The sequence below is a fragment of the Pseudomonas sp. P179 genome (assembly GCF_000478485.2).
Lineage (GTDB): Bacteria > Pseudomonadota > Gammaproteobacteria > Pseudomonadales > Pseudomonadaceae > Pseudomonas > Pseudomonas aeruginosa.
In genome coordinates, this window is sequence record NZ_KI517354.1 from 1,292,103 (window position 1) to 1,303,594 (window position 11,492).

Consider the following 11,492-nt stretch of genomic DNA (forward strand, 5'->3'; position numbering starts at 1 on the left):
TCGCGCCCGGCATGGCAGACTGGCGGCCGTCCAATAACAAGGAAAGCCCATGCGTGCCCTGACCGCCCTGAGCCGCTTCGTCAGCGCCAGCTTCCCGTTCTGGGTCCTGCTGTTCGCCATCCTCGCCTTCTTCCGCCCTGCCTGGTTCCTCCCGCTCACCGCAGCCATCGCGCCACTGCTCGGCCTGGTGATGTTCGGCATGGGCCTGACGCTCAAGGGCGAAGACTTCCGCGAGGTCGCCCGGCACCCCATACGGGTGCTGATCGGCGTGCTGGCCCAGTTCGTCATCATGCCCGGCCTGGCCTGGCTGCTCTGCCGCCTGTTGCAGTTGCCGGCGGAGATCGCGGTGGGCGTGATCCTGGTCGGCTGCTGCCCCGGCGGCACCGCTTCCAACGTGATGACCTGGCTGTCCCGTGGCGATGTCGCCCTGTCGGTGGCGATCACCTCGGTGACCACCCTGCTCGCCCCGCTGGTCACGCCGGCGCTGGTCTGGCTGCTGGCTTCGGCCTGGCTGCCGGTGTCGTTCGCGGCAATGTTCCTGTCGATCCTCCAGGTGGTGCTGGTGCCCATCGCCCTCGGCCTGCTGGCACAGCGCCTGCTCGGCGAGCGCACCCGGCAGGTGGCGGAGGTGCTGCCGCTGGTCTCGGTATTCAGCATCGTGGTGATCATCGCCGCGGTGGTGGCCGCCAGCCAGGCGCGGATCGCCGAGTCCGGCCTGCTGATCATGGCCGTGGTGATGCTGCACAACGGCTTCGGCCTGTTGCTCGGCTATCTCACCGGCAAGCTGACCGGCATGCCGCTGGCGCAGCGCAAGGCCCTGGCCATCGAAGTCGGCATGCAGAACTCGGGGCTCGGCGCGGCGCTGGCCAACGCCCATTTCTCGCCCCTGGCAGCGGTGCCCAGCGCGCTGTTCAGCGTCTGGCACAATCTCTCCGGTTCGCTGCTGGCCGCCCTGTTCCGGCGCCTGGATGATACGCCGCGTTGAACTGGGTCCCGGTCGGGAAGCCTTGTCCCGACCGATGAACCATGCAAAATACCGCACGCAGTGAGGACGACCTCACCACCCGCCTCCGGCCGGTGATCGAATGGGGACGGCCCCGCCACCCGTTGCCCTGGAGATCGCCATGTCCTGGATCATCCTGTTTTTTGCCGGCCTGTTCGAAGTGGGCTGGGCCGTTGGTCTGAAATACACCGAGGGCTTCAGCAAGCCGCTTCCCACGGTCCTCACGGCGCTCGCCATGCTGGTCAGCCTGGGCCTGCTCGGCCTGGCCATGAAGCACCTGCCGCTGGGCACCGCCTATGCCGTCTGGACCGGGGTCGGCGCGGTCGGCACGGTAATCGCCGGGATCGTCCTGTTCGGCGAATCCATGGCATTGCTGCGCCTGGCCAGCGTCGCGCTGATCGTCTGCGGACTGGTCGGCCTCAAGCTGAGCCATTAGACATCCATCGAATATGCTCCGAGGGGTATCGCTTTCCGCAGTTTTATCGCGTACTCTGCGACCACTGTGCTTGCTTGGGTCACAGTGAATCGTGACCTGGTGTGGTAGATCTCGGTCCGCTCATCGCCTCGGCTCCTCGTACTCTTTGCAACTCAGTACCTACCGGCTCGGATATTTCCGTCGCCGCAATCAACTTTGTTTCAGGAGTTACACCATGTCGAATCGTCAGAACGGCACCGTAAAATGGTTCAACGACGCCAAAGGCTTCGGCTTCATCACCCCGGAAAGCGGTAACGACCTGTTCGTTCACTTCCGTTCCATCCAGGGCACCGGCTTCAAGAGCCTGCAGGAAGGCCAGAAGGTTTCCTTCGTGGTCGTCAACGGCCAGAAAGGCCTGCAAGCCGACGAAGTACAAGTTATCTAACTTGTAGTTCGCCAAAAAAAGCCCCGGCATCGCCGGGGCTTTTTCGTTTCTGCGGATCGATCAACGAGCTTCGCCGCGCAAGCTCGTCACCCGCGCCTGCAGGTCGAGGCGCTCCACCGCCCCCGGCGCCACCGATTCGCCGGCCACCAGGCTTACCCGCGACCACAGGCGGCGGAAGAAGCCCTTGTTCGGGTCGCGGCTGAAGAAGCTGCCCCACAGGCCCTGCAGCGCCATGGGGACCACCGGAACCGGGGTTTCCTCGATGATCCGCTCGATCCCGGCGCGGAACTCATTCATCTCGCCGTCGGCGGTCAGCTTGCCCTCAGGGAAGATGCACACCAGCTCCCCGTCCCTCAGGTAGTCGGCGATGCGCTGGAAGGCTCGTTCGTAGATCCCTTCGTCCTCGTGGCGCGCCGCTATGGGCACCGCGCCGGCGGTGCGGAAGACGAAGTTGAGCACCGGCAGCGAGAAGATCCTGTAGTACATGACGAAGCGCACCGGCCGCCGGATCGAGCCGGCGATCAGCAGCGCGTCCACGTACGAGACGTGGTTGCACACCAGCACCGCCGCTCCCTCGTCCGGGATCGCCTCCAGGTTCACATGCCGGACCCGGTACATGGTGTGGCTGAGCAGCCAGACCAGGAAGCGCATGGTGAACTCCGGGACGATCTTGAAGATGTACACGTTCACCGCGACGTTCATCAGCGACAGGGCGAGGAACAGTTGTGGGATCGACAGCTTGGCGACGCTGAGGAAGAGGATCGAGACCAGCGCCGCGGCGACCATGAACAGAGCGTTGAGGATGTTGTTGGCGGCGATCACCCGGGCCCGCTTGTCTTCGTCGGTGCGCGCCTGGATCAGGGCGTACAGCGGTACGATGTAGAAGCCGCCGAAAATGCCGATGAACAGGATGTCGGCCAGCACCGCCCAGGTCTCATGGTGGCGCAGCACCGCCAGCCAGTCGTAGGGCGCCTCGCCTGGGGGAATGCCGCCGGCGTGCCACCAGAGGAGGATGCCGAAGACGGTCAGGCCGATCGAGCCGAACGGCACCAGGCCGATCTCCACCTTGCGACCGGAAAGCTTCTCGCACAGCATCGAGCCCAGCGCGATGCCCACCGAGAACACGGTGAGGATCAGGGTCACCACGCTTTCGTCGCCGTGCAGCCATTCCTTGGCGAAGGTCGGGATCTGCGTCAGGTAGACCGCGCCGAGGAACCAGAACCAGGAGTTGCCCACCAGCGAGCGCGAGACCGCCGGGCGCTGGCCGAGCCCCAGGCGGAGGATGCTCCAGGACTGGGCGAAGATGTTCCAGTCGAGCTTCAACCCCGGCAGCGCCGCCGCCGCTCGCGGAATGCCGCGGCTGGCCAGGTAGCCGCAGGCGGCCACCAGCACCACCGCGGTGGCCACCGCCGCCGCGTAATGCGCATGGGACATCAGCACGCCGGCGCCGATGGTGCCGGCCAGGATCGCCAGGAAGGTGCCCATCTCCACCAGCGCGTTGCCGCCGACCAGTTCGTCCTCGTGCAGGTGCTGGGGCAGGATCGAATACTTCACCGGGCCAAATAGCGCCGAGTGGGTGCCCATGGCGAACAGCGCGACGAACATCAGCGGCAGGCTGCCGAAGACGAAGCCGGCAGCGCCGACCAGCATGATGCCTACCTCGGCCAGCTTCAGCGCGCGCATCAGCGCGTCCTTGTTGTACTTCTCGCCGAACTGTCCGCCCAGTGCCGAGAACAGGAAGAACGGCAGGATGAACAGCAGTGCGCAGAGGTTGACCAGCAGGCTGCGGTCGCCGCTGACGCTGAGGTGATAGAGGATGGCGAGGATCAGCGACTGCTTGAAGATGTTGTCGTTGAAGGCGCCGAGCAGCTGGGTGATGAAGAACGGCAGGAAACGCCGCTTGCCCAGCAGGGCGAATTGCGAATGTTGGGTCATCGTCCTTGTTACCTTGCGTGGCCGCCGAAAGGAAGCCCGTCATCGATTGGACTGCATGGACCGCGGATCAGGCCACAGCGTTCCGATGGAAATTCCGCGCCCATCATAGAACAGGCGTCCGCGTTACCGCAGGACGCCTGTCGTCGGACGATGCGCCAAGTCGCATCCGAATATTCAGAAACCGACGCTGGCCTGCATGAACAGCGTTCGCGGCTGACCCACGTAGATTCCCGAATTGTTGTCGCTGGAGCGGGTGAAATACTGCTTGTCGAACAGGTTCTTCACCCCGAGTCCGAGCTTCAGGTTCGACACCTGCGGGCCGAAGTCGTAGCCGACGCGGGCATTCCAGGTCACGTAGCCGGGAATGTCGCCGTACTGGCCGTCGGCGCTGGGCTCGGTGATGTAGTTGTGGGTGAAGTTGCCCTGGCTGTCGGTGCTCAGCCCTGGCGCGCGCTGCATGGACTGGGCGAAGGCGTCGAGGTTGTAGGTCCAGCGGTCGACCTCGTAGCGCACCCCGGCGGTGGCCACCTGGCGCGAGTAGAGCGGCAGGTCGCGCCCCTTGAAGGAGGGAATGTCGCCTTCGTAGGTGGCACGGGTATAGGTGAGGCTGCCGTAGACCGACAGGCCGTCCAGGCGCGGATCGAGAGCGGCGAAGTCATAGTGGCCGGAAGTCTCGATGCCCTGGTGCTTGGTGGCGCCGAGGTTGGTCCAGCCGACGTCGTTGCTGACGTACTGCAGCTCGTCGTCGAAGTCGATGTAGAACAGCGTGATCTCGCCGCCCCAGCTGCCGTTGTCGTAGCGCGTGCCCAGTTCGTAGGTCTTGGCCTTCTCCGGCTCCAGGCCGGCGGCGGTATCGTTGCCGCTGCCGCCCTGGCCGAGCTGGAAGTACTGCAGGCTGCCGAACGATTCGGAGTAGTTGGCGAACAGCTTCCACTCGTCGCTCAAGTGATACATCAGGCTCAGCGCCGGCAGCGGTTCGTTGTAGTCCTTGCTGCGCTTCTTCTCCTGCACCGGCTTGCCGTTCAGGCCGAGCACCGGGCGGTCGCGCCAGTCGCTGTCGATCTTCTCGAAGCGGATGCCGGGGGTGATGGTCCAGTTGCCGACATCGATCTTGTCGTCGATGTAGAAGGCGCTGGCCTCGGTACCGCCGGTACGGTCCTGGTAGGTATGGCCGTCCGAGCCGGGACGCACGGTCGGCACATTGTCGACCAGGGCCAGCTGGCTGGCGCGCTCGTTCATCGCTTCCTTCAGGTAGCGGTAGCCGATGCCGACCTCCTGGGTGGTCGGGCCGGCGAAGAAGATCCGCGAGACCCGCGGCTCCACCGCGAACACATGGTAGTCGCGCGGGTACGAGGTGATGGTCCTGAGGTTGCGCGCGGCGATGCTGCTGCCGCGGAAACTGTCGCTGTAGTAGGTGAGCACCTCGAACTGGGTGAGGTCGTCGACCTGGCGGGTGTACTTCAGCGAGAAGTCCTTGCGCCGACCACGGAAATTGTCCCAGTCGCGTACCGACTGGAAGGGATCGTCGTCGTACTGCGCCTGGGTCAGGCCGCCTGGCATATCGGCGTAGGCGTCGTAGTAGTGGAAGTTGGCCGCCAACTGGTCGCTGTCGGTGAGCTGCCAATGGGTCTTGAGCAGCACGTCGTCGATATCGTTGTCGTTGTTGCCGTCGCGGTAGTCGGCGCCCTTCACCCCGGAATACAGCAGCGCCACGCCCAGGCCGTTGTCGGCGGTCCCGCCGAGGAACGCCTGGTTGAGCTTCTTCCAGCCGCCGTGGCCGGCATGCTCGATGGTGGTGCCGATTTCGCCGGAGAACTTCTCCGGAATCGCCCGGGTCACGAAGTTGATCACCCCGCCGACGTTCTGCGGGCCGTAGCGCACCGAGCCGGCGCCGCGCACGACGTCGATGCTCTCCAGGTTGCCGATGGACAGCGGCATCATCGACAGCTGCGGCTGGCCGTAGGGCGCCACCGCCGCCGGCACGCCGTCGATCATCACCGTCGAGCGCGGCGACAGGCGTGAAGTCAGGCCACGCACCCCGACGTTCAGGGAGATGTCGCTGCCGCCGGTACCGTTGTTGTCCTGCACTTGCACGCCGGGCACCTTGCGCAGCACGTCGCGGACGTTCTGCGCACCGCTCTCGAGCATTTCCCGACGACGCACCACGCTGCGCGCGCCGGGATGGTTCTGCACCACCGCCTGGTCGGCTTCGCCCAGCCAGTCGCCGACCACGGTGACCGTGCCCAGCTCCTTGGCTTCCTCTTCGGCCTGCGCCGCCTGCATGGACACACCCAGCGCGATGGCGACGGCCAGGCGCGACAACGAACTCACGGACGACATCGAGGCTCCCCCAGGGACGCAGGAAAAAGTGGGGCGCAAAATTACGGCAAATCGTAAAGAACGTAAATACAAATGATTTGCAAATGTGAGCTTGACTTATTCGTATGTCGTCAAGGACGAGCGCGCGCAGGCCGAGCGGTATTCACCCGGTGCCACCCCGTAGGCCTGCTTGAACTGGCGACCGAGGTGGCTCTGGTCGGCGAAGCCCAGCTCCAGGGCCACCTCCAGCGGCGCCCGGCCGCTCTTGAGCAGTGCCCTGGCCTGCTCCAGGCGGCGCTGTCTGAGCCAGGCGTGGGGCGGCATGCCGGTGGCGCGACGGAAGACCCGGGCAAAATGGAACGGGGACAGATTGACCGCCGCCGCCAGTTCCTCCAGAGAAGGCGGATCGAGCAACCGCGCCGCCAGCAGTTCGCGGGCGCGGGCCACCGCCAACGGCTCCTGCCCGGCCTTCGGCGCTTCTGGCAGGCGGGCGTGGCGACGGAACAGGGCGAGCATCGTCTCGCGCCAGCGGGTCTGGGTTTCCAGGCTGCCGGCATGCTCGGCCAGCAGGCGGTGCAAGTGGACGAAGGCGCGTGCCAGGGGCTGGTCGTGGATCACGCTGTCGGCGAAACGCGGCACGCCGCCATGATGGATTTCCAGCTCGTCGAGAATCCCGTCGATCTGTTCCATTTCCGGGTAGTAGCCGCGATAGAGCCAACCGGCATCATGGGCCTTGGAGCCGGTGTGCACTTCGTCGGGGTTGATCAGCACCATGCTGCCCAGCGGGGCTAGGTGCTCGCCGCCACGATGGCGGAAGCGCTGCGCGCCCTGCTCGATGATGACTAGGGCGAAGCTGCTGTGCACGTGCGGCGCGAAGCGCTGCTCCACATAGCGCGCGTGCAGCAGTTCGACGCCGCCCAGTTCGGCGGCGCGCCAGAAATGCGTGTGTTCTCCGCTCGTCTCGTCCGGCACTGCCGTCTCCTCGTTCGCCCGTCCGGACGGGCCGCCCAGCATACCGCAGGAGCGACGGAACCGGCTTCAGCCGGTGAAGCTGGCTTCCAGCGCCGCCTTGACCTGCGGCCATTCGTGGTCGGTGATGCTGTAGACGAAGGTGTCGTCTAGCCGCCCGCCGGCCAGCCGCCGGTGGTTGCGCAGCACGCCCTCGCGCTGCGCGCCGAGCTTGTCGATGGCGCCCTGGGCGCGCAGGTTGCTCGCCGCCGTGCTGAGCTGCACGCGGACCATGCGCAGGTTGTCGAAGGCATGCTTGAGCATCAGGTACTTGATCATGCGGTTCAGGCCGCTGCCGTGCTGGGCCTGGTCGAGCCAGGTCCAGCCGATCTCGCAGGCCGGCAAGGCGGGAAGGAACTCGGCGAAGCGCGTGGTCCCGACCAGTTGCACGCCGAGGCGGACGGCGAGCGGCAACGCCCTGCCCTCGCGCTGCTCGGCGAGGCTCTGGCGGTACCAGTCCGGCCGCGTCGGTCCGTCCATGTACTGCAGCGCCTCGCGGTTGGCTTCGGCGAGGCTCACCAGCTCGGGAATGTCCGCTTCCACCAGCGGCTCGAGACGCAAGGCTCCGCGCTGCAGGGTGATCGGTAGCGGCTTGAACATGGGCGCCCTCCTCGACATCGACGCAAAACTCCGCTCCCATCAGAGCGTAGCGGCCGCGTTTAGTGCCGCAGCCGAAACCGGCTACGATGAACGGACAGCCGGCCGCCGGGGCCGTCCGCGCTCACGCAGCCCGGCACGCTACCAACTCCGCGCGTCCGGCTCAAGCATGCGTGCGACCTTGGTCGCAGGCAGCCTGACGCGCGGGCCGACAAGTGCGAAACTGGCGCGAAAGCAAGACCCCCGCCTCACGCCAGCTTCACGCGGGGACATCATCGGAGTTCGCATGTCGCTGTCCATCGGGCTGATCGCCGTGGTCGCCCTGGTCTACATGGCCATCCTGTTCGCCATCGCCTTCTATGGCGACCGTCGCCGCACCCCGCTCTCACCCCGCCTGCGCGCCTGGGTCTACAGCCTCTCCCTGGCAGTGTACTGCACCAGCTGGACCTTCTTCGGCGCGGTCGGCCAGGCCACCGACCAGCTCTGGTCGTTCCTGCCGATCTACCTCGGACCGGTGTTGCTGATGCTGTTCGCGCCCTGGGTGCTGCAGAAGATGATCATGATCAGCAAGCAGGAGAACATCACCTCCATCGCCGACTTCATCGCCGCCCGCTACGGCAAGTCGCAGGCGCTGGCGGTGGTGGTGGCGCTGATCTGCATGGTCGGCGTGCTGCCCTACATCGCCCTGCAACTGAAAGGCATCGTCCTCGGGGTGAACCTGCTGATCGGCTCCGGCGCCGACTCCACCGGTACCCGCGCCCAGGACACGGCGCTGATCGTGTCACTGGTGCTGGCGCTGTTCACCATCGTCTTCGGTACCCGCAGCCTGGATGTCACCGAACACCACCGCGGCATGGTCCTGGCCATCGCCTTCGAGTCGCTGGTCAAGCTCACCGCCTTCCTCGCCGTGGGCATCTTCGTCACCTTCGGCCTCTACGACGGCTTCGCCGATCTCTTCTCCCAGGCCCGCGCCGCGCCGCAGTTGGCCGACTACTGGGAAGAGACCGTGCACTGGCCGGCGATGCTGCTGCAGACCGGCGTGGCGATGACCGCGATCATGTGCCTGCCGCGGCAATTCCACGTCACCGTGGTGGAGAACATCGAGCCGCGCGACCTCAACCTGGCGCGCTGGGTGTTCCCCATCTACCTGGTGCTGGCCGCGTTGTTCGTGGTGCCGATCGCCCTCGCCGGCCAATTGCACCTGCCCGCCGGGGTAATGCCGGACTCCTTCGTCATCAGCCTGCCGCTGGCCGAGGCGCACCCGGCGCTGGCCCTGCTGGCATTCATTGGCGGCGCCTCGGCCGCCACCGGAATGGTCATCGTCGCCAGCGTCGCGCTGTCGACCATGGTCTCCAACGACATGCTCCTGCCGTGGCTGCTGCGACGCCGGGAAAAGGACACCGAACGGCCCTTCGAGGCCTTCCGTCACTGGCTGCTGACCGTACGCCGGGTGAGCATCGCGGTGATCCTGCTGCTCGCCTACGTGGCCTACCGCCTGCTCGGCTCCAGCGCCAGCCTGGCGACCATCGGCCAGATCGCCTTCGCCGCCATCGCCCAGCTCGGCCCGGCGATGATCGGCGCGCTGTACTGGAAACAGGCCAACCGCCGCGGGGTCTTCGCCGGCCTCGCCGCCGGCTCGCTGCTGTGGGCCTATACGCTGGTCCTGCCGGTGGTGGCCAAGGGCCTCGGCTGGCCGCTGGAGCGCATCCCCGGCCTGACCTGGCTGGCAAGCAATCCCTTCGGCCTGCCGATCGAGCCGCTGACCCAGGGCGTGCTGATCTCGCTGGTCGGCAACTTCGCCCTGTTCGGCCTGGTCTCGGTGCTCTCGCGCACCCGCGTGTCCGAGCACTGGCAGGCCAGCCGCTTCATCGGCCAGGAGATCTCCCAGCGGCAGAACTCGCGCTTCATGCTCGCGGTGCAGGTGGAAGACCTGCTGATGCTCGCCGCGCGTTTCGTCGGCGAGGAACGCGCGCGGCAAAGCTTCATCCGCTTCGCCTACCGCCAGGGCAAGGGCTTCACCCCGAACCAGACCGCCAACAACGAGTGGATCGCGCACACCGAGCGCCTGCTCGCCGGGGTCCTCGGCGCGTCCTCGGCGCGGGCGGTGGTGAAGGCCGCCATCGAAGGGCGCGAGATGCAGGTGGAGGACGTGGTGCGGATCGCCGACGAAGCCTCCGAGGTGCTGCAATTCAACCGCGCCCTGCTGCAGGGCGCGATCGAGAACATCACCCAGGGCATCAGCGTGGTCGACCAGTCGCTGCGCCTGGTGGCCTGGAACCACCGCTACCTGGAGCTGTTCGAGTACCCGGACGGGCTGATCTACGTCGGCCGGCCGATCGCCGACATCATCCGCTACAACGCCGATCGCGGCCTGTGCGGGCCCGGCGATCCGGACATGCACGTGGCCAAGCGCCTGTACTGGATGCGCCAGGGCACTCCGCACACCTCCGAGCGGCTGTTCCCCAACGGCCGGGTCATCGAGCTGATCGGCAACCCGATGCCCGGCGGCGGCTTCGTCATGAGCTTCACCGATATCACCGCCTACCGCGAGGCCGAACAGGGCCTCAAGGGCGCCAACGAGTCGCTGGAACAGCGGGTCCAGGAGCGTACCCAGGAACTCTCGCAGTTGAACCAGGAACTCAGCGAGGCGAAGAGCAACGCCGAGGCCGCCAACCAGTCGAAGACCCGCTTCCTCGCCGCCGTCAGCCACGACCTGATGCAGCCGCTGAACGCCGCGCGGCTGTTCTCCGCCGCCCTCGCCCACCAGGACGCGCTGCCCGGCGAGGTCCGCGACCTGGTGCAGCACCTCGACTCGTCGCTGCGTTCCGCCGAGGACCTGATCACCGACCTGCTGGACATCTCGCGCCTGGAAAGCGGCCGGGTCAGCGCCGAACGCAACCCGTTCCCGCTGAACAACCTCTACGATGCCCTCGGCGTCGAGTTCAAGGCGCTGGCCCAGGAACAGGGCCTGCATTTCCGCCTGCGCGGCAGCCAACTGCGGGTGGACAGCGACATCAAGCTGCTGCGGCGCATCCTGCAGAACTTCCTGACCAACGCTTTCCGCTACGCCAAGGGCCACGTGCTGCTCGGCGTGCGCCGCGAGGACGGCTACCTGCGCCTGGAGGTCTGGGACCAGGGGCCGGGCATCCCACCGGACAAGCAGAAAGTCATCTTCGAAGAGTTCAAGCGCCTGGACAGCCACCAGACCCGCGCGGAGAAAGGCCTCGGTCTCGGCCTGGCGATCGCCGACCGGCTCTGCAAGGTCCTCGGCCATCCGCTGGAAGTACGTTCCTGGCCGGGCAAGGGCAGCGTCTTCAGCGTCCGCGTACCGCTGGCGCGGCAGGCGCCGCCGGCCCTGGCCAACGGCCACAAGGCCGAACCGGCGCAGGCGCTGAACGGCGCCCAGGTGCTCTGCGTGGACAACGAGGACAGCATCCTCGCCGGCATGAACAGCCTGCTCAGCCGCTGGGGCTGCCAGGTCTGGACCGCGCGCAGCCGCGAGGAATGCGCCACGCTGCTGGACAGCGAGATGCGCCCGCAACTGGCGTTGATCGACTATCACCTCGACGACGGCGAGACCGGTACGCAATTGATGGCCTGGCTGCGCACGCGCCTGGGCGAGCCGGTGCCGGGGGTGGTGATCAGCGCCGACGCGCGGCCGGAACTGGTGGCGGAGATCCACGCCGCCGGCCTCGACTACCTGTCCAAGCCGGTCAAGCCGGCCGCGTTGAGGGCCCTGCTCAGCCGCCATCTGAGCCTGCGCTGAGCGG

General features: G+C 66.6%; 8 protein-coding genes. 4 read left to right on the plus strand and 4 right to left on the minus strand.

Going from position 1 to position 11,492, the window contains the following annotated elements:
• Nucleotides 1–49: 49 nt before the first annotated feature.
• The 3 genes from HMPREF1224_RS18670 to HMPREF1224_RS18680 all read left to right on the plus strand — a co-directional run bounded on the left by HMPREF1224_RS18670 (nucleotide 50) and on the right by HMPREF1224_RS18680 (nucleotide 1,863).
• Nucleotides 50–985 carry a bile acid:sodium symporter family protein gene (locus tag HMPREF1224_RS18670; RefSeq protein WP_003115569.1) on the plus strand — a complete coding sequence of 312 codons (936 nt, stop codon included), beginning with the start codon at nucleotides 50–52 and terminating at the stop codon, nucleotides 983–985.
• Between the two features lie 139 nt (nucleotides 986–1,124).
• On the plus strand, nucleotides 1,125–1,439 hold the full coding sequence (sugE, locus tag HMPREF1224_RS18675; protein WP_003091603.1) for a quaternary ammonium compound efflux SMR transporter SugE: 315 nt from the start codon (nucleotides 1,125–1,127) through the stop codon (nucleotides 1,437–1,439).
• 214 nt (nucleotides 1,440–1,653) lie between these two features.
• Nucleotides 1,654–1,863, plus strand: coding sequence for a cold-shock protein (locus tag HMPREF1224_RS18680; RefSeq protein WP_003091604.1), 210 nt, complete (start codon nucleotides 1,654–1,656; stop codon nucleotides 1,861–1,863).
• Nucleotides 1,864–1,923: 60 nt separating this feature from the next.
• Here the strand turns inward: HMPREF1224_RS18680 and HMPREF1224_RS18685 are convergent, their stop codons facing one another.
• From HMPREF1224_RS18685 to HMPREF1224_RS18700, 4 genes are all read right to left on the minus strand, one after another.
• A complete protein-coding gene (locus HMPREF1224_RS18685) occupies nucleotides 1,924–3,798 on the minus strand; it encodes an MFS transporter (protein WP_010793244.1) in 1,875 nt (624 codons plus the stop codon).
• A 174-nt stretch (nucleotides 3,799–3,972) separates the two neighbouring features.
• A complete protein-coding gene (locus HMPREF1224_RS18690; protein ID WP_010793245.1) occupies nucleotides 3,973–6,138 on the minus strand; it encodes a TonB-dependent receptor family protein in 2,166 nt (721 codons plus the stop codon).
• Nucleotides 6,139–6,234: 96 nt separating this feature from the next.
• Entirely contained in the window at nucleotides 6,235–7,089 is an 855-nt protein-coding gene (locus HMPREF1224_RS18695; protein WP_003091607.1) for an AraC family transcriptional regulator, read from the minus strand.
• 66 nt (nucleotides 7,090–7,155) lie between these two features.
• Nucleotides 7,156–7,743, minus strand: a complete 588-nt coding sequence (locus HMPREF1224_RS18700) for a GNAT family N-acetyltransferase (protein ID WP_003119682.1) — start codon at nucleotides 7,741–7,743, stop codon at nucleotides 7,156–7,158.
• A gap of 265 nt (nucleotides 7,744–8,008) precedes the next feature.
• Between HMPREF1224_RS18700 and HMPREF1224_RS18705 the strand changes: the two genes are divergently transcribed.
• A complete protein-coding gene (locus HMPREF1224_RS18705) occupies nucleotides 8,009–11,488 on the plus strand; it encodes a PAS domain-containing hybrid sensor histidine kinase/response regulator (RefSeq protein ID WP_003117605.1) in 3,480 nt (1,159 codons plus the stop codon).
• The last annotated feature ends 4 nt before the right edge of the window (nucleotides 11,489–11,492 follow it).

Bases quoted from the DNA above. Each gene is read 5' to 3' on its own strand.
- HMPREF1224_RS18700 (WP_003119682.1), bottom strand. From the start codon at position 7,743: ATGTCGAGGAGGGCGCCCATGTTCAAGCCGCTACCGATCACCCTGCAG.
- HMPREF1224_RS18705 (WP_003117605.1), top strand. From the start codon at position 8,009: ATGTCGCTGTCCATCGGGCTGATCGCCGTGGTCGCCCTGGTCTACATG.
- HMPREF1224_RS18680 (WP_003091604.1), top strand. From the start codon at position 1,654: ATGTCGAATCGTCAGAACGGCACCGTAAAATGGTTCAACGACGCCAAA.
- HMPREF1224_RS18685 (WP_010793244.1), bottom strand. From the start codon at position 3,798: ATGACCCAACATTCGCAATTCGCCCTGCTGGGCAAGCGGCGTTTCCTG.
- HMPREF1224_RS18690 (WP_010793245.1), bottom strand. From the start codon at position 6,138: ATGTCGTCCGTGAGTTCGTTGTCGCGCCTGGCCGTCGCCATCGCGCTG.
- HMPREF1224_RS18670 (WP_003115569.1), top strand. From the start codon at position 50: ATGCGTGCCCTGACCGCCCTGAGCCGCTTCGTCAGCGCCAGCTTCCCG.
- sugE (WP_003091603.1), top strand. From the start codon at position 1,125: ATGTCCTGGATCATCCTGTTTTTTGCCGGCCTGTTCGAAGTGGGCTGG.